At 56.1% G+C, this 18,087-nt stretch carries 17 protein-coding genes; 11 read left to right on the forward strand and 6 right to left on the reverse strand.

The window, feature by feature from the left end:
- Positions 1 to 400 (forward strand): integrase core domain-containing protein (locus BFP70_RS09405; RefSeq protein WP_141693158.1); only part of this gene is annotated, 400 nt, incomplete at its 5' end.
- A gap of 65 nt (positions 401 to 465) precedes the next feature.
- Here the strand turns inward: BFP70_RS09405 and BFP70_RS09410 are convergent.
- From BFP70_RS09410 to BFP70_RS09430, 5 genes are all read right to left on the reverse strand, one after another.
- On the reverse strand, positions 466 to 1,563 hold the full coding sequence (locus BFP70_RS09410; RefSeq protein ID WP_066011213.1) for a flagellar basal body P-ring protein FlgI: 1,098 nt from the start codon (positions 1,561 to 1,563) through the stop codon (positions 466 to 468).
- Positions 1,563 to 2,576: a flagellin gene (locus BFP70_RS09415; protein WP_066011215.1), complete on the reverse strand. Its 1,014-nt coding sequence runs from the start codon at positions 2,574 to 2,576 to the stop codon at positions 1,563 to 1,565. Before BFP70_RS09415 ends, BFP70_RS09410 begins: the two co-directional genes overlap by 1 nt.
- 1 nt (position 2,577) lies before the next feature.
- The gene (gene flgK / locus BFP70_RS09420; protein WP_066011217.1) at positions 2,578 to 4,032 is read right to left on the reverse strand and encodes a flagellar hook-associated protein FlgK; all 1,455 of its coding nucleotides are present in this window, start codon (positions 4,030 to 4,032) and stop codon (positions 2,578 to 2,580) included.
- Between the two features lie 34 nt (positions 4,033 to 4,066).
- Complete coding sequence (locus BFP70_RS09425) at positions 4,067 to 5,392, reverse strand: flagellar hook protein FlgE (RefSeq protein ID WP_066011223.1); 1,326 nt, start codon at positions 5,390 to 5,392, stop codon at positions 4,067 to 4,069.
- A 262-nt stretch (positions 5,393 to 5,654) separates the two neighbouring features.
- Positions 5,655 to 6,500, reverse strand: coding sequence for a flagellar motor protein MotB (locus tag BFP70_RS09430; protein ID WP_066011225.1), 846 nt, complete (start codon positions 6,498 to 6,500; stop codon positions 5,655 to 5,657).
- Positions 6,501 to 6,636: 136 nt separating this feature from the next.
- Here BFP70_RS09430 and BFP70_RS09435 point away from each other — a divergent pair, with 136 nt between their 5' ends.
- Genes BFP70_RS09435 through BFP70_RS09450 form a run of 4 tightly spaced genes read left to right on the forward strand, consistent with a single transcriptional unit; the run spans position 6,637 to position 10,494 of the window.
- Positions 6,637 to 7,266, forward strand: a complete 630-nt coding sequence (locus BFP70_RS09435; RefSeq protein WP_066011227.1) for a paraquat-inducible protein A — start codon at positions 6,637 to 6,639, stop codon at positions 7,264 to 7,266.
- On the forward strand, positions 7,233 to 7,877 hold the full coding sequence (locus BFP70_RS09440; RefSeq protein WP_066011231.1) for a paraquat-inducible protein A: 645 nt from the start codon (positions 7,233 to 7,235) through the stop codon (positions 7,875 to 7,877). The genes BFP70_RS09435 and BFP70_RS09440 overlap by 34 nt, the downstream gene beginning before the upstream one ends.
- Complete coding sequence (locus tag BFP70_RS09445; protein WP_066011232.1) at positions 7,870 to 9,894, forward strand: intermembrane transport protein PqiB; 2,025 nt, start codon at positions 7,870 to 7,872, stop codon at positions 9,892 to 9,894. Before BFP70_RS09440 ends, BFP70_RS09445 begins: the two co-directional genes overlap by 8 nt.
- Positions 9,895 to 9,906: 12 nt before the next feature.
- Positions 9,907 to 10,494, forward strand: a complete 588-nt coding sequence (locus tag BFP70_RS09450; protein WP_083217429.1) for a membrane integrity-associated transporter subunit PqiC — start codon at positions 9,907 to 9,909, stop codon at positions 10,492 to 10,494.
- An 88-nt stretch (positions 10,495 to 10,582) separates the two neighbouring features.
- On the opposite strand, the gene BFP70_RS09455 is transcribed toward BFP70_RS09450, so the two are convergent.
- Positions 10,583 to 11,131, reverse strand: a complete 549-nt coding sequence (locus BFP70_RS09455; RefSeq protein WP_083217430.1) for a flavin reductase family protein — start codon at positions 11,129 to 11,131, stop codon at positions 10,583 to 10,585.
- Positions 11,132 to 11,352: 221 nt separating this feature from the next.
- Between BFP70_RS09455 and BFP70_RS09460 the strand changes: the two genes are divergently transcribed.
- The 6 genes from BFP70_RS09460 to BFP70_RS09485 all read left to right on the forward strand — a co-directional run bounded on the left by BFP70_RS09460 (position 11,353) and on the right by BFP70_RS09485 (position 18,086).
- Positions 11,353 to 11,931, forward strand: coding sequence for an ANTAR domain-containing response regulator (locus BFP70_RS09460; protein WP_066011235.1), 579 nt, complete (start codon positions 11,353 to 11,355; stop codon positions 11,929 to 11,931).
- Positions 11,928 to 13,106 carry a CmpA/NrtA family ABC transporter substrate-binding protein gene (locus tag BFP70_RS09465; protein WP_066011237.1) on the forward strand — a complete coding sequence of 393 codons (1,179 nt, stop codon included), beginning with the start codon at positions 11,928 to 11,930 and terminating at the stop codon, positions 13,104 to 13,106. Before BFP70_RS09460 ends, BFP70_RS09465 begins: the two co-directional genes overlap by 4 nt.
- 304 nt (positions 13,107 to 13,410) lie before the next feature.
- Positions 13,411 to 14,781, forward strand: a complete 1,371-nt coding sequence (locus BFP70_RS09470) for a CmpA/NrtA family ABC transporter substrate-binding protein (protein ID WP_066011239.1) — start codon at positions 13,411 to 13,413, stop codon at positions 14,779 to 14,781.
- 121 nt (positions 14,782 to 14,902) lie between these two features.
- Positions 14,903 to 15,985 carry an ABC transporter permease gene (locus tag BFP70_RS09475; RefSeq protein ID WP_066011241.1) on the forward strand — a complete coding sequence of 361 codons (1,083 nt, stop codon included), beginning with the start codon at positions 14,903 to 14,905 and terminating at the stop codon, positions 15,983 to 15,985.
- A 5-nt stretch (positions 15,986 to 15,990) separates the two neighbouring features.
- The gene (locus BFP70_RS09480) at positions 15,991 to 17,649 is read left to right on the forward strand and encodes an ABC transporter ATP-binding protein (protein ID WP_066011243.1); all 1,659 of its coding nucleotides are present in this window, start codon (positions 15,991 to 15,993) and stop codon (positions 17,647 to 17,649) included.
- A complete protein-coding gene (locus BFP70_RS09485) occupies positions 17,649 to 18,086 on the forward strand; it encodes a globin domain-containing protein (protein ID WP_066011245.1) in 438 nt (145 codons plus the stop codon). Before BFP70_RS09480 ends, BFP70_RS09485 begins: the two co-directional genes overlap by 1 nt.
- Position 18,087: the final 1 nt, after the last annotated feature.

Here is an 18,087-nt window from a genome sequence, read left to right on the forward strand (position 1 = left end):
GGCCAAGACAGACTTTGTTCTCGATGCTCTTGAACAGGCCCTGCATGATCGGCGGCCGGTCCAGAAAAGCGGCTTGGTGCACCACTCGGACCGCGGCGGGCAATATTTATCCATTCGCTATACCGAGCGTCTGGCCGAAGCTGGCATCGAGCCATCGGTCGGCAGCGTGGGAGACTCCTATGACAAAGCCCTCGCGGAGACGATAAACGGTCTCTACAAAACCGAACTGGTCCATCGCCAGGGTCCATGGCGCAACATGCAGGATCTGGAAATGGCGACGCTCGGCTGGGTCGATTGGTTTAATCACCGGCGCTTGCTCGGCCCTATCGGAAACATACCGCCAGCAGAGGCTCAACAGAACTTCTATGCACAGCGCGACGTGCTCGATATGGTCGCGTGAAATGAAGCTATAGGTCTCCGGTAAACCCGCGGCGATTCAGTAGAGCCGAGCATGGCATGCATACTTCAATTCACGACAAACTCAGCGTGTAAGGCGCCCGCCGTATTAATACTTTTCAAAATATCAATCATGTCTCGCGGGCTAACCCCAAGAGCATTTAAACCTGCCACGACCTCTGAGAGAGAATTTCCGCTTGGAACTTCCGCCATCTGGATGCCCGGCTCCTCGGTAATCTCCGCTGCGCTACGAGGCACGACAACAGTTTCTCCTTCAGAAAACGGGTTAGGTTGCACAACAATCGGTGCCTCTTGAACGCGCAATGTCAGATTGCCCTGGCTGATCGCGACACGCGAGATACGAACGTTTTCGCCCATTACGATCGTGCCCGATCTTTGGTCAACAACGACCCTTGCCCTCTGTTCAGGCTCCACTTCCAAGTTTTCAAGCCGACTCATTAAATGGGCAGTGGATCTTTGACCTGCCGATTGGGCGTTAACGGTAACAGTTCCTGAATCTTCCATTAGTGCAATTCGACTTCCAAACGCCGTATTAATGACATTCTCAATTCTGCTGGCAGTCGTAAAATCCGGGCTTCGCAGTGCAAGACGCACTTGGTTGAGTGAATTAAAGGAAAAATCAATTTCGCGTTCGATCCGCGCACCATTTGGGATCGACCCCGACGTTGGCACCCCTTGTGTAACCGTCGCCGCCGCGCCTTCGGCAACTGCGCCACCTGCAATAATCATCCCTTGCGATACAGCGTAGATTTCGCCATCGGCTGCCTTCAATGGTGTCATAATCAGCGTACCGCCCAGCAAGCTCGACGCATCTCCGATCGCTGAGACGGATACGTCAATCGTGCTTCCGGCGCGCGCGAAGGGCGGTAATGTCGACGTGACAATCACGGCAGCCACGTTCTTGGGCTGAAAATTTTCGCCGGTAACGTTAACGCCAAGGCGCTCTAGGATATTTGTCATGATTTCTTCGGTAAACGGGGCATTGCGCAACCCGTCACCCGTTCCGTTTAGCCCAACGACCAAACCGTACCCGAGTAAATCGTTCCCCCTTACGCCATCGAATTCCACCAAATCCTTAATCCGGATAGGTGAAGACAGAGCAAAAGAAGGCAAGAGAAGAATTAAAACCGCCCAGATTAATCGCATCAGATATAGTCCACCAAGGAAAGCCCTGAGAGACGGGCAGTGATCGTGTAAAGCGCTTCAAGTTGTGTTTGCGCCGCAGCCAAAGCCGTTGCCGATTCATATTGATCGACTGCGACGAGTTCATTCCTAGCAATTTTTAGGCTTGTGGCTTCAGAAGAGTTTCTGGTTTGCGCATCGTCAATGAGGTTCTCAATTGTGCCAAGCTCCCCTCGCTTCGCGGCCAAATCAACACCTACAGTGGTAAGAATACTGCCAGCCTCGCCAACGAGTTCGGCGCGTGTTTCCAAGGAAAGCACCCCAGCCTGGTCTGCTGCAATTTCCGCAACCACGAATCCTTTAAGCGCACGCCGGATGGCCTCATCCTGCGCTGTCATTGTAAATTCAGCGGTTTCGCCATCCGCAATTTGGATCGCCCCGCGTGCCCGGGTGTCGCCCAAATAGGCTGTATCAAGATACCCTCCCCCACCAGCGGGCGCGTCGAAATACGCATTAACTGCGGCCATAATTCCAGCTGCGGTGGTGTCGCCGCCAACGGCTGCCTGCACTTGGCTTATCAATTCATCCGCAGAAACGACTGAGGGGGAATCGGTCGCCATACCAGAAAATGCATACCGTCCTGCGACGGACGAATTCAAAGCACTGATGGCGGATTGCAGCCGAACCTTGGCATCCGCCGTCACCGTCGAAAGCCCCACGCGATCAGGAACCCCGTCGAAGGTCAGAAGATTAGGTCCAATTTCTTCCGCGAGGCTTTGAAGCTGTTCAAATGAGGTCTGCATCGTAGACGCCGTAAGCGCCGCCTCCACGGTCGTCAGGTTGAAGGACTCGATCGTTGTAAGGCTTCTATTGATCGACATTAGCTGCGTATAATCCCCGCCCACAGCCGCGCCTATATCGGATTTGACGCCTGTAGTTACCTCATTCGACATCGTATTCAACGTCTGCTTCAAGCCCGCATTATGTTTGCGCAGCATGTAGAACTGAGCCATGTCGCCGGTGGATAAATATGTCATATCAGATCTCCAATAGGCGTTGGATGAGTGAATCTAGCGTTTGCATCACACGCGCATTTGCCGCGTAAGATTGTTCAATCAAAAGAAGCGCTTGCAGCTCCTGATCGGTGTCGACGCCGTAAGAAAGCTCTGTTTGGGTCAATGTGCTTTGCTTTGCAGTTGCGTAACTTTCGACCAGCTCTGCGGATTGCCGCTTGGTTGAAAAGCCAGAGACAAGATCGGATACCAAGCCGAAAGCACTGCGCACAGTCGATCCAAAATCGCCAGAAGCCGGAGCAAGTGCTTCGCTCATCGCCTCACTCATCGACGTAAGCATCGCAGAGTTTCCAACAGCCCCTTGTGATGTGGCGTAAATACCATCACGGAGCCGCCACAAATCCCCTCCGTCTTTAGGATCCACCGCAGAATTCACCGAGATCCGGCTGGCAAGTCCCTGCTCTAAAGTGGCATCAAATGCAGATCCGGCATCAGTGAAGAAGCCCGCAGCCCCAACTGTCCATGTGCTGTCAACGGAGCTATCTTCAAAGCGCGTTATCAAGTCCCGCGCAACGGCATCAAGCTGCTCCTGTGCGGCCGGCGCCAAAGTGTCCCGAATTTCGAATAACGCCCCTAAGGAGCCGCCGCCGAACAATCCGCGATCACCGGAGGAAACCGCTTCACCATTCAACGTCAACGTGGACAGTTGACCGTTCGCCACGGAGAAATGCGGTGCCATCTGGCCTGCTGCCTCAAACCCAATTTCAGCAACGGTGCCATCCAGCAGCATCGCCCCGCTGGTTGTGTAGATCGCAAGCTGGTCGTTATCGCGCACATATGTTTTGATCGGCACAAACTCTGCAACCTGGTCAATCAACACTTGCCGTTTATCCAGCAAAGCGCTGGAATCATTACCAGATGCCGCCTGCCGCAGGATCTGTTCATTGATGTCATCAACCTGTTGCAGCGTCATATTCAGCCGCTCTACCTCTGACGCAATCGTGCTATCAGCGGTCAGACGTGCCGCATTGATTTGCTGCGACGCGTCATTGATATGCGATGTGATATTATTCGCCGAGGTGACAACCGATGCCAGCCTGACAGAGCTATCAGGCGAGCTGGATGCCTCAATCAGCGCAGCATCAAAATTAGCCATTTTTGCCGATAAAGAGGTCGGATCTTCCGGATTTCCAACCATCGCCTCCATATCGTTGTAGAAAGTGCTTAGAAGACTGGCATGACCTGCTTCCGCATCTGCGAGACGGCGATCTTGGATCACCGTCTCGTTCACTTGACGTGTCACACCATCAATCTCAACGCCGACACCTGTCCCCCCCAACGACTTTGCAGAAAGAGACACTTCGCGACGACCATACCCTTCGGTCATCGCGTTTGCGACATTGGACGACGTGACCTGCGCCATCCGGGACGAAGCAGTCAAACCCGAGAGGGCCGAGCTCAAAGCAGCGGAAATAGACATATCTTATCCTCCGGATGGGAGCGCGTTTCCGCGATCAGCGTTTGATGTTTGTCGTTTCTTGCAGCATTTCATCGACCGTCTGGATGACCTTGGCGTTCGACGAATAGGCGCGTTGTGTTTGGATCAGATCCGTCAATTCCTGCGCAACATCCACGGATGACCCCTGACGTGCGTAGCCTTCGATGGATCCTGTTGGACCTTCACCTGCGTCCCACAAGAAGAAACTGCCCGAAGACCCGGACACTTGGAATGTCTGGCTGTCCATCGCGGTCAAACCATTGGCGTTAGGTACGTCAACCATCGGAATTTGATAAATCGTGCGAACGAATCCAGTGTCATAGGTCGCCTTCACGAAACCATCTGCATCAACTTCTACGGTGGTCAAGCTGCCCACCGGCGATCCATCGCGCGTCACGGCCGAGGGTGAGAAACTGTCAGACAGCTGTGTCAGACCATTGGTGTCAAACTGCCGGCCCAGGTTCACCTCAATCGGTCCGCCTTCAACCTCAACTGTTATAATACCGGTAGAGGCATCCCAATCGGTCCCATTGGTTGAGGTCCGCACAACATCGGCCAACGTGCCGCCATTTTCGCGTGTCTCATCAAAAGTCAGCGTATAGGTGCCAATGATATTTGCGTCAGGATCAGACGTGGTGTCGATCGCAGAATCCCGGAGCTCTATCGTCCACTCATTGGACGATCCAGTCGTCGGGATAGATGGGGTGAAGGTTATTGCAAGTGTCTCGGATGTACCAAGGTTACCAAAATACTCCACCGACAATGGCAGGCTTTCACCCGTGGCATCATAGGCCGTATCCACCGCAGGCAGGTTCACGCCCAGGCTCATCTCGGTTGTGGGGTCACCGGCGGTTTGGTTTGGATTGATCACTATTGGCTGCAATCCCGCCGTCGAATCGCGTGGATACACAGGGATTGTCCCATCGGCACTTGCCGGCCAGCCCAGCAGAACCAAACCCGATTCCGTGCGCAGCACGCCATCCGCATCGGTGCGGAACGCGCCTGTCGTTGTCATCATCAGCGGCTGATCTGATGTTTCATTATCAACGGCGGTGGCAGATGTGACGGGTAAAAACCCCCGGCCAGACACTGCAAGATCCAGTGCGTTGCTACTACTGACAAGCGTGCCAGAATCAGACACGAGACGGCTGGTATTCGCAATGACGCCGCCAGCAGAATAAGACCCTTTGGTCTGTGATATAACAAGGCTGTCAAACTCCGTATTGGCCCTTTTATAGCCATAGGTGCTTGAGTTGGCGATGTTGTCGGAAATGGCTGACAATTTTACTGAGTTTGCTGCCAAACCGGCAACCCCGGCATTTAGCGAGGAGGAAATCGACATTTTTGCGCCTTTCTGATGCTGCGTGTCGTTTATTCACAGGCAATATGGCGCACACTCACTTAACATGGCCCTAACGACTAAAATCTTTCGCTTAAATCCCTCACAAACGCGCAATGGCCATTTGACATAGCGCGGTAAAATCGTGGGGCGTCCGCGATCCTATAAGATCGGGCGCAACCTATCGTTGAATAACTAAAACGGGCGCCGTGAAGCGCCCGCACGATTAAGTCAACATCGCAAAAATTGTGGTGCGCGATGGGAATCAGCGATCCGCGCGCAGCAAAATCAACTCCAGTCGATTGTTGCGCACGGACATTGGCAGCGGAGACGCTGGTTTACGATCCGCGTAGCCGGTAACACGTTGAATTCTGGCCTTATTCAGACCCGATTCTTGCAGCATTTTCCGCACAACCTGCACCCGCTCGGTGGACAGATCCCATACCGGATTTTCGCGCAGCATTTCGGGATACGCCCGCGTGAACCCATTCAGCGCAACTTCATTATCGACCAACCCAAAAACCCGGGTCAGCATATCGACTATATCGGACAAAACCGGCTCGGGCGTGGAAGATTCGGCGGCAAATAAGGGCTCATCATCAAGATCAAAGAATTCAACAATCAGACCCTCATCCGTCACACGGGTCAAAATATGACGAGCCAATTGATCTGACACCATCGATTCGCCTCCACGTCCCATCAGCGCCTCTTCAATTTCGCGCGCCATCTGATCGAATTCACCGCTTTCTTCGGCATCATCCGCTTCCTCAGTGCCATTTTGCCCACGGGCTTGCCGTCCCTCCGTCGGAACCTTCATAGATGCCCCGGTGCCGCTTTGCGCGATCTCATCTTCCGAGAAGACAGAATCACCCCCGAATGCCCCATCGCCACCGCCAGAAATACGATTGACCGGAATCGTCGGGCTGAAGTAATCCGCAATGCCTTTGCGCTGCTTTTCTGTTGTCGCGTTCAACAGCCACATCAGCAGAAAGAATGCCATCATGGCGGTCACGAAATCTGCATAAGCCACCTTCCAGGCACCACCGTGATGGCCACCGCCCGCAATGACTTTCTTTTTCTTGATAATAATTGGTGCTAGCTCTTCAGCCATAGCAAACCCCGCCGAAATTCATCTCACCCATAGGTATGGCTAACAGGAGCGATTTAATTTGTCCTTAAAGGGTAAAATTCGACTGAATTTTAACACTGACGCTTGTTTGCGCCGTGGTTTGATCTAAGTTCTGGCGATGAACACAACGCTCGATCCTGCCGCCTATCTGGCTTGCCCCCATTGCGACACGCTGCATCACAGCAAGCACCTTGCCGCGACCGAGCGCGCACGCTGTGCGCGATGCGATACGTTATTGATTGCGCCACGCGCCCGATCGTTCATCCATGTCATTGCACTGTCCTTTACGGCAATGATTTTGATGGCAGGCGCCATTTTCTTCCCGTTTTTGAAAATTGATGCGCAAGGTTTCAGCAACGCCAGTTCGGTGTTTCAAGCGGCGATGGCCTTTTCCGATGGGTTGTTGCTGCCGCTGTCCATCGGCGTGCTTGCAATGATTGTGGGGCTGCCCGCCGTCCGTTTTGCCGCGCTGATCTATGTGCTGTGGCCACTGACCCACGGCCGCCCTGCCTATCGCCACGCCCGCACGGTGTTTCGCCTGACAGAAGAAATGCAGCCTTGGGCCATGGCTGAGATCTTTATCATCGGCACTGCGGTTGCTCTGGTCAAAGTGGCCGGGTTGGCCCATGTATCGCTTGGTCCCGCATTCTGGGCATTTTGTGCCCTGATTATCGTGACCGCCCTTAAAAATTCTTACATGAGCAGCTGGACCATATGGGACGCCATCGCCACGAAAAAGCCTATCTGACCGCGCATGACGCCGGGCTTACTGGCTGCCGGCAATGTGGGAAAGTATGGCCCAAAGACAGCACACAATGCGGCCGATGCGGCGCGCATTTGCAGCCGGTGTCCACTGCGTCACTGCAGCGGGTCTGGGCCTGTTGGTGGGCCGGGCTGTTTTGCTATATCCCGGCAAATGCCTACCCGATGCTACGCACCAATATGTTAGGCAGTGAAAGCAACAGCACGATTATGGGTGGCGTGATCGATCTGGTAGGGCATCATAATTATGGTATCGCGCTGATCGTCTTTGTCGCCTCAATCTGTATTCCGATCGCCAAATTCATTGCCGTAGCTTATCTGGCCCTTGTCGTTGGCAAGGACAAACGCGCCGGCGGTCATCCGCATCTTGTCATCTATGAAATCGTAGAATTCGTTGGTCGATGGTCGATGGTGGACGTGTTCGTCGTCGCCATTCTATCGGCACTTGTGCAGCTGGGGGCGATTGCTTCGATCCACCCCGGCCCCGCGGCAGCTGCCTTCGCGCTGTCAGTTGCATTCACGATGATTTCTGCACAAAGCTTCGACCCGCGCCTGATCTGGCGTGGCCCAAAGGTGAGTTCACCCCCCCATGACTGACACTCCTCAGCCCGCTGACCTGCAAACCGCCGAACCGACGCGCCCGATGTGGACGCGCCTGTCGGTGATCTGGGTCGTTCCGCTTTTCGCCTTGATCGTCGTGCTGGGCGTGGCCTGGAAAGGCTATTCTGATCGGGGCGTTCTGGTTGAAATCCAATTCGAAGACGCCACCGGCCTGAAAGCCGGTGAAACTACGATGAAATACCGTGATGTTACCGTTGGCACGGTGGAAACCATCGGTTTCAGCCCGGATTTGCAATCGGTGCGCGTGGGTGTGCGGGTCGATAAAGATGTCGCAGGCTATATTGATGATGATGCGCGTTTCTGGCTGGTCCGCCCCGAGGTCACCGTCCAGGGGATCTCGCGGCTTGATACCGTGCTGTCGGGCACGTTTATCGAAGGCTGGTGGGACAGTAATGTCCAGGGCGATATGAAATCGGTCTATGAAGGGCTGGACAGAACGCCAATCACAGCCGATCCCAGTAAAGGCACGCAAGTCGTACTACGCGCCCGCGATGCGGGGGGGTTGGCCGAAGGTGCCCCGGTGATGTATCGCGGCCTTGCGGTTGGTAAGATCCAAAACCTGCGCCTGGACGAAGGCGGAAGCGGCGTGCTGATTGATGCCTTCATCAACGAGCCCTACAATTCCCGCCTGACCACGACGACGCGGTTTTGGGATGCCTCCGGGATCTCGGTGTCTTTGGGCGCATCTGGCGTGTCGCTGAACATGCGATCGCTGGCGTCGGTCATCCAAGGCGGGGTCGAATTTGACACGCTGGCCACCGGTGGCAGCTTCATCCAGAACGGCTTCCCTTATCAATTGTATGCGGATGAAGACACGGCCAAGAACTCTATCTTTGGTGGCGAATTCTTTGAACCCGCCCGCTACACGCTGCTGTTTGATGACCCGATTCAAGGGATTGAACGCGGCACCAAGGTGCAATTCCGCGGTGTCGAGGCAGGCGAAGTCACCGACCTGTCGATCAAAGTCGACGAAGATAGCCAAGGCGAACGCTTTGCCCGTCAGCAGGTCGTTATCTCTCTCTCACCAGAGCGGATGGGGCTCCAGCGCGACACAGACAGCGCAATCGTGACTGATTTCTTGCAATCCGAAGTCGACTCCGGTCTGCGCGCCCGTATCGCTGGCGTCGGCCTATTGGGCCAAACCTTGATTGTGGAACTGACCGATGTCCCCGATCAACCCGCCGCAGAAATGAAACTGGACGCAGAACCCTATCCCACCATACCCACAGCGCCACCTGCAACCAGTGATCTGGCCGATAGCGCAAAAGGCGTATTCACCCGGATCGAAAGCCTGCCAATTGAAGAATTGCTGACCTCGGCCACACGGATGTTCGACTCCGTCTCTGCTGTGGCAGAATCGGAAGGCACGCGCGAAATCCCACAAGAACTGGCCGGAACCCTTTCGGAAATTCGCACGCTGATCGACGGGCTTAACACCCGTGGCGCGGCCGAGAAAACCGTTGATGCGATTGATGAAGTCACCGCAGCGGCCAATTCTGTCTTGGAACAGATCACCGGATTGGATTCGATGATTTCTTCGGCGGATCAGGCCGCACAGACATTTGCCGAATTGCCAATGGGTGAAATCGGCGGTCAGGTCGATCTGATCCTACAAGACCTGCGCCGGATGCTTGGCTCTGAGGATGCCGAGAAACTGCCGCGTGCCTTGTCGGATACGCTGGAACAAACTGCTGGGCTGCTGCGGGATCTGCGCGAAGGTGGCGCGGCGCAAAAGCTCAATGATACACTGCTGGCCACGCAAGATGCGGCGGGCTCCATTGCTCAGGCCTCGGATCGTTTGCCAAACCTGACCCGAGAGCTGGAGCGATTGGTGACACAGGCACAGGGTCTGGTCGTATCCTATGGCGACCGGTCCAACTTCAACGCAGAGATCACGCAAACAATGCGCGATCTGCGCAAAACCATCGACGCCGTTGGCTCTCTTGCCCGGATGATCGAACGTAACCCCCGTGCCTTTATTACCGGGCGCTGAGGAGAGGACGATATGATGCGGAAACTCGCAATTTCTACCCTTGGCCTGCTGCTTCTGGCGGCCTGTTCTGACCCGCTGGATACGGCGCGCTACACGCTTGATCCCCCCGCCCCGACAGAGCGGCTTGCAAACCGTCTGGGGCGCGCCGAGCTGCGTGATGTGTCCTTGCCCGACTATGCCTCGGGTCAGGAAATCACCTTCCAGACGGCGGATGGCGCGCTGCGTTCCACGCCCGATAATATCTGGGCAGATGATCCTGCCCGGGCCATGACGCTGGTGCTGGCGCGACAGATCACGCAATTGTCTGGCGCCACTGTTTTGGCCGAGCCATGGCCGCTGGCCGCAGAGCCGCAGCGCCGGGTTGAAGTTCGGGTAGAGAAATTCGTAGCAGCAGCAGATGGGATGGTGCATCTAAGCGGCGTGTATATCGTGTCGCCCGCCAGTTTCTCTGCCAATGGCGGCGATGTGGTCCGCCCCTTTTCCATCGCCGTTCCGGTACTGGGGGCGGATGGCCAGCCGACCCAGGATCCTGCGCAAATTGCCCGCGCCCAAAGCCAAGCAGTCGCAGATTTGGCCCGCGCCATCGCATCGCTTAGCTAAGATAGGCAACGCAAAACGCCGGGGCCGCATCTGCGCACCCCGGCGTCCCTATATTTGATCCATCAGGCATCAGCCCATCATAGCGCGGTCACGGGCCCTTGGTGAACTGGCCGAAAGCACCGTCGCAAAACAGCATTGGCGCACCGGTCGTCGCCGTAAAACGCAGAACACGCCCAATGATAATTGTATGGTCGCCGCCCTCATGCATCACGTCTGTCGCGCACTCAAACCGGGCGATCGCCCCGGCCAAGATCGGCACACCTTCAGCATTAAGCTGATAATCCAACCCATCAAACCGCGATCCGTTCTTGGTAAAATGCATCGCCAGATCCGTTTGATCGGCGCCAAGGATATGCACTGAAAACGCCGGAGCGGCGGTAAAATGCGCATGCCTCATGGAAGAACGCGCTGCAGACCACAGCACAAGCGGCGGATCCAGCGACACGGATGCAAAACTGTTGGCGGTAATGCCAACAGGTGTGCCATCCGCCTGCGTCGCCGTCACGACCGTGACCCCGGTTGCAAAACGCCCCAAGGCAGATCGCAGCGCCTTTGGGTCGGTGACATCGGCACTGTGCCCAGATTCTATTGCTTCGGCACGACCAATGGCTTTGTCGATTTTCTCGCTGTCCCGCATTGCGCATCCCCTTTGTAAAAGACAAATAACCTGCCAAGCGTCTGGTGCAACCCGGATTTCCGAAGAACAGGCTCCGCTATGCGCACATTTTTTGTGCGCTTCGTCCGAAAAACATGCGCCATCCGCATAAGAGCACAAATCTACGCCGCTTCCCTATCGCCAAGCCGTTGCAAAAGCGCGACTTTCACATCAGGGCTGCGGTGCGAAAGGCAGAGCAAAGCATGAACCTTCATATTGTCGTTGTCGAAAAAGACCCTGAACGCGCGCAGATGATCGAAGAAGGTCTGCGTGGCGCGGGCGCGTCCGAGGTCACAATCATCTCGCAAGATCGGGGATTGGCGCGCAAGATCGCGGATTGCCATCCCGATATGGTTTTGATCGCGCTCGAAAGCCCGTCCCGCGATTATCTTGAAGAGCTGACGCTGGCGACCGGGCCGATGGATCGGCCCGTGGCGATGTTTGTCGACAAATCCGAAAGCAACATGACAGAAGCCGCGATCAGCGCGGGCGTGTCGGCCTATGTGGTCGATGGGCTTCGCCAAGAACGTATCAAGCCGATCCTAGAGGCGGCGATCGTGCGGTTTCAGATGGTGCAGAAAATGCGTGCTGAACTAAGCGCGACACGCCGCGCCCTAGAGGAACGAAAGGTCATTGACCGCGCCAAGGGACTGTTAATGCGCGCGCGCAATATCGATGAAGAAGAGGCCTATGGCCTGCTGCGCAAAACAGCGATGGCGCAAGGCAAGAAAATGGCCGATGTCGCGCAGGCGCTCGTGACCGCATCGGAGCTTTTGAAATGAAGCCAGCTCCCCTGCGCCTTGGGTATCTTCCATTGGTAGATGCCGCACCGTTTCTTATTGCCCAAAGCCTTGGCTTCGCCAAACGCGAAGGTATTTCGTTAGAGCTGAGACCCGCCGCCTCATGGTCCGCGCTGCGCGATATGTTGGCGATGGGTGTTGTGGATGGCGCGCAGATGCTGGTGCCTGTTCCCGTTGCCTCTGCCCTTGGATTGGGGGGGATGCCCGCCCGATTTGAGGCGCTGCAAATCCTGAATATGAACGGCAATGTCATCGGCGTATCGCAGCGGCTGGCCGCGCGGATGCAAAATGACGGCTATGAATTTGATTTCCGTGATGCCCGTAAGGCGGGTGCTGCCTTATTGCGCGCCTGCGGTAAAACCCTGCGCATCGGCGTGCCTTTTCCCTTTTCCACCCATGCCGAGCTGGTCGATTACTGGCTGACCCATTTGGGCCTGCCCTTGCCCGAGAACCTTGAAATTCGCACGGTTCCGCCGCCATTGATGCCCGATGCGCTCGATGCCGGTGAGATTGACGCGTTTTGCGTTGGAGAGCCATGGGGCTCGGCTGCGGTGGATCGCGGCTTGGCGCATCTGTTGCTGCCCGGAACGGCGATCTGGGGCTTTGCGCCGGAAAAGGCGCTCACCGTCCGTCAGGGCTGGGCCGAAGACAATCCTGATATCGCCGGACGCTTGATGCGGATGATCTGGCGCAGCTGTCGTTGGCTGGGCACCGACCGCAACCGCGAGCTGGCGTCGGATATCTTATCGGATAAGCTGCCGATCACGGCCGAGGTAATTGACCGCGCGATGACAGGCCGGATGCTGACCTCTTTGCAAGGCCAGGAACAGGCCACCAGCTATATGATCGAATTCTTTCGCGGGGCGGCCACCTTTCCGTGGCGATCACAGGCGGCTTGGATCGGAATGCGACTGGCCCAACGCCACGGTCTGGACCCGATCATTTCGGCGCAAAAGGCCGCGGCGACCTTCCGGCCAGATCTGTATCGCTTTCATTTACGCGGTATCGGCGCAGATTTGCCCGGCGCATCTGGTAAGGTGGAAGGGGCGCTTTCGGTTCCAACTGCCGTGGCGTCAGATCAGGGAAAGACGATTCTTTTGCCTGATCGGTTCTATGATGGCCAAGTTTTCGACCCAGATGCGACCAATTCCGGGTAAATTCAGCGGAAAAATATGGCAGGTTGTAAACTTCATGCTTTTTGGCATGTCGATTTACACAAGCGCTTTGCGCGAATCCCCAGCCTGAGGCATTCACTAGGTAAGCGCACTGGCAACGATGCCTACCGCGCAGTCGCTTCCCGATGACGGGGGGCACCAAAGCGAACAAAGCCGTTCGATCCGTTACCGCTCCTCCTCCCGCGGTGACTGATTGGGCGGTTTTTTGCATTTCCACCCCTCCCGCACAGTGAAGACCGGTCAACAGGTCCGTCGCGGGTATTTCCAACAGAACGAGGGACTAAAGATGAAACGTATTGCAAGCCTACTTGCCGCAACAACGCTACTGGCCTCCCCGGCTATGGCCCAGATGCTTGATCTTGAAAAAGACGAGCTGAAATTCGGCTTTATCAAATTGACCGACATGGCGCCCTTGGCCATCGCCTATGAAAAAGGCTTCTTCATGGACGAAGGTCTGTTCGTCGAGCTGGAAGCGCAGGCGAATTGGAAAGTGCTGTTGGATGGCGTGATTTCTGGCGAATTGGACGGCGCGCATATGTTGGCAGGCCAGCCGATCGCAGCCACCATTGGCTACGGCACCGAAGCCCACATAGTCACGCCGTTTTCGATGGATTTGAACGGCAACGGCATTACCGTTTCCAATGAAATCTGGGAAATGATGCTGCCGCATATTGAAAAAGATGCCGATGGGAAACCAGTTCATCCGATCTCGGCCTCGGCGTTGAAACCTGTTGTTGAGCAGTTCAAAAACGAAGGCCTGCCGTTCAACATGGGCATGGTGTTCCCGGTGTCGACCCATAACTATGAACTGCGCTACTGGCTGGCTGCCGGTGGGATCAACCCCGGCCTTTACAGCCCCGATGACGTGACCGGTCAAATCGCCGCAGATGCGCTTTTGTCTGTGACACCTCCGCCGCAGATGCCCGCAACATTGGAAGCTGGCACGATCTATGGCTATTGCGTGGGTGAACCGTGGAACCAGCAAGCCGTCGCAAAGGGGATCGGCGTTGCCGTCGTAACCGACTACGAAATCTGGAAAAACAACCCGGAGAAAGTCTTCGGTATCACGGCTGAATTTGCGGATGAAAACCCCAACACCACGCTGGCATTGACCCGCGCCCTGATCCGCGCTGCGGAATGGCTGGACGCAGATGATAACGCCAACCGCCAAGAGGCCGTTGAGATCCTGTCGCGCCCTGAATATGTCGGCGCCGACGCAGAGGTGATCGCCGCATCTATGACCGGAACATTTGAATATGAGCCCGGCGACGTTCGCGAAGTGCCTGATTTCAACGTGTTCTTCCGCTACAACGCGACCTACCCGTATTATTCAGATGCGGTATGGTATCTGACCCAGATGCGCCGTTGGGGTCAGCTGGCCGAAACACAGACCGACGCATGGTATGATGAAACCGCGAAATCGGTTTATCGCCCGGATCTGTGGAAAGCTGCCGCGCAATCGCTGATCGACGATGGCACATTGCCCGCAGACCAGTTCGACTTTGACGAAGATGGCTACCGTGAACCGACCCCGGCGGCAGATATCATCGACGGCATTGCCTATGACGCGAAACAGCCCAACGCCTATATCGACGGCCTGACCATCGGCCTGAAATCGGGTGAAGTTGTCGAAGGCGGCGCAGTCATCGCCAACTGATCTTGATCGGACGGGCGCCGGCCCCCTGTGCGCTCGTCCGAACTCCTCCCACCCTGTTCCATTTCCGCCCCCTTCCCAACCGGCCTTGCCCAAGCCCCCTTACCAGCCAGGACTTAACCCCATGACCGCGATAGATTCCGCCGCAACGATTAGCGAACAAGCCAAGGCGCGCGAAGCAGCGCGCTCCAGACGTTTTGCCCGTATCACCAAAGCCGATGGTTGGCTAAAGGTTCTGGGCCTGCCCTGGGTGACACCGATCCTGCGCCTTTTGGCCGGGGACAATCCACGCACACAGGGCAAAGAGGTCTGGCGGTTGCTGGGCGTGCCATTGGTCGCGATCTGCCTTTTCCTGATGGCGTGGTCCGCACTGGCGCCCAAGGTCCAAACCTCGCTTGGTGCCATCCCCGGCCCAGCGCAGGTCTGGGAACAATTTGAATCTCTCAATGCAGATGTGATGGCAGAGCATCAAAAAGAGGCAGAATATAACGCCCGCCTTGAGGTCATGAACGAAAAGCTGATCGCCGCTGGCAAAGAGCCGCGCGAGCGCCCCTATGTCGGCAAGCCGACCTATTACGGGCAAATCTGGACCTCGATTCAGACCGTGTTCTTTGGCTTCTTGATCGGCACCGTCATTGCTGTGCCACTGGGAATTGTCGCCGGTTTGTCGCCCACGGCCAATGCAGCCATCAACCCGTTGGTCCAGATTTTCAAACCCGTGTCGCCGCTGGCATGGTTGCCGATTGTGACGATGATCGTTTCGGCGGTTGTGGCGTCCGATAGCATGTTCTCGAAATCTTTCCTGATCTCGGCCATTACCGTGACCCTGTGTTCGCTATGGCCAACATTGATCAACACTGCCCTGGGTGTGGCCAGCATCGACAAAGATCTGGTCAACGTGTCCAAGGTTCTGAAAATGAACACCTATACCAAAATCACCAAGCTGGTTCTGCCCTCGGCCTTGCCACTGATCTTTACCGGTCTGCGCTTGTCGTTGGGTGTGGGTTGGATGGTGCTGATCGCGGCAGAAATGCTGGCGCAGAACCCCGGCCTTGGCAAATTCGTCTGGGATGAGTTCCAAAACGGGTCGTCGCAATCGCTGGCACGGATCATGGTGGCCGTCTTTACCATCGGGATTATCGGCTTCTTATTGGACCGCGTGATGTTCGCCCTGCAGTCGCTGTTTACCTTCTCGAACAATCGGTGATCGACATGTCATTCATTGAACTGAAGAATGTCTCCAAAAGCTTCGGCGACGGCGATGACGCCACCCATGTTCTAAAGAACGTCTCTTTGCAGGTGAATGAGGGCGAGTTCCTTGTGATCCTTGGCTTCTCCGGCACTGGCAAAACGACGCTGGTGAACCTGATTGCCGGTCTGGAAATGCCCAGCAGCGGGAAAGTCCTGTTTAAGGGCCAACCCGTGACCGGTCCCGGCCCCGAACGTGGGCTGGTGTTCCAAAGCTATGCGCTGATGCCGTGGCTGACAGTGCGCGGCAATATCGAACTTGCCGTGAACTCGGTCCATCTGAAGAAATCCAAGGCGGACCGTCAGGCGATTGTGGACGATGCGATCCGATTGGTGGGCCTTGGCCATGCCGTCGATCGCCGCCCCTCTGAACTGTCAGGGGGAATGCGCCAGCGGGTGTCGGTGGCTCGTGCGCTTGCGATGCAACCCGAAGTCCTGCTGATGGATGAACCCCTGTCGGCGTTGGACGCGTTGACCCGTGGCAATGTCGCCGCCGAGATCGAACAGATCTGGGAAGCAGACCGCCGCACCGCGATCTTGATCACCAATGACGTGGATGAGGCCTTGGTGCTGGCCGACCGCATCGCCTGCCTGAACCCAGATGGCACATTGGGTCAGGTGTTTGATGTCAACTTGCCCCGGCCGCGCGATCGCTCTGGCTTTAACGACAACCCGGATTTCATCAGCCTGCGCTCGGCTGTGACGAAATATCTGATGGATGTGGGTATCACCGGTAAGGCAGAAGGCACCCGCCTGCTGCCCAATGTTACCCCGCGCCACGCCTTGCCCACCGCCTATGAAGACGCGGGCCGCAGCCTGAATGACGAAAAATACCTGCAATTCTCGCAGTTGCATAAAATCTATCCCACGCCCAAAGGCCCGCTGACCGTGGTTGAGGATGTGAACCTGGATATCCAGAAAGGTGAGTTCATCTCGCTTATTGGGCATTCTGGCTGCGGGAAATCCACCGTTTTGACGATGTGCGCGGGTCTGAACCCTATCTCAAAAGGGGCGATCAAGCTGGATGGCATCCACGTTGAGGGCGCAGATCCTGAACGCGCTGTGGTGTTCCAGTCACCCAACCTGTTCCCATGGCTGACCGCCAAGCAAAACGTGGCCATTGGTGTGGATAAGGTCTATCCCAAAGCGTCGCAGGCGGAACGCGAAGATGTCGTGGAATATTATCTGGAACGCGTGGGTCTTGCCGATAGCATGGATAAGGCGGCGTCCTCAATGTCGAACGGCATGAAGCAGCGGGTTGGTATCGCGCGCGCCTTTGCCCTGTCGCCCAAGCTGCTTTTGCTGGATGAACCCTTTGGGATGCTGGACAGCCTGACCCGGTGGGAATTGCAAGAAGTGCTGATGGAAGTGTGGTCGCGCACCAAAGTCACCGCGATCTGCGTCACCCATGATGTGGATGAGGCGATCCTGCTGGCCGACCGTGTTGTGATGATGACCAATGGTCCGCAGGCAACAATCGGCAAAATCACCGATGTGAAATTGCCGCGCCCGCGCACCCGCAAGGCGCTGTTGGACCACCCCGATTACTATCATTACCGGCAAGAGGTTCTGGACTTCTTGGAAGAATATGAACACGGCGCGCCCAAAAAGGACGCGGCCTGATGACCCCTGAACAGATCGCGCATGTGCAAGACAGTTTCCGCCGTATCCAGCCGATGTCGGATACTGTTGCGACCGTCTTATATGCCGATCTGTTCACCCATTCCCCTAAGCTGAAACCCATGTTCACCGGCTTGGATATGGCCCATCAAGGACAGCAATTGATGCGTGCGATCGGCCATGTCGTCGCCAATCTTTCCACACCGCAGGCAATCTGGCCAATGGCGCGGACAGTTGCGGTGCACCATGCAAAATGCGGCGTAAATCCGGGCGATTACGATGTTTTCGGCACCGGTTTGCTACGCACACTGGATCGTGCATTGGGTGATGCCTTTACGCCAGAGGCGAAAACGGCTTGGATTGAGGCCTATTCAATGCTTGTGGGTGTTATGATCAAAGCGGCCTACCCTGTGCCGCATTATTACCAAGCCGCGGAGTAAA

This window comes from Thioclava sp. SK-1 (assembly GCF_001705665.1).
Lineage (GTDB): Bacteria > Pseudomonadota > Alphaproteobacteria > Rhodobacterales > Rhodobacteraceae > Thioclava.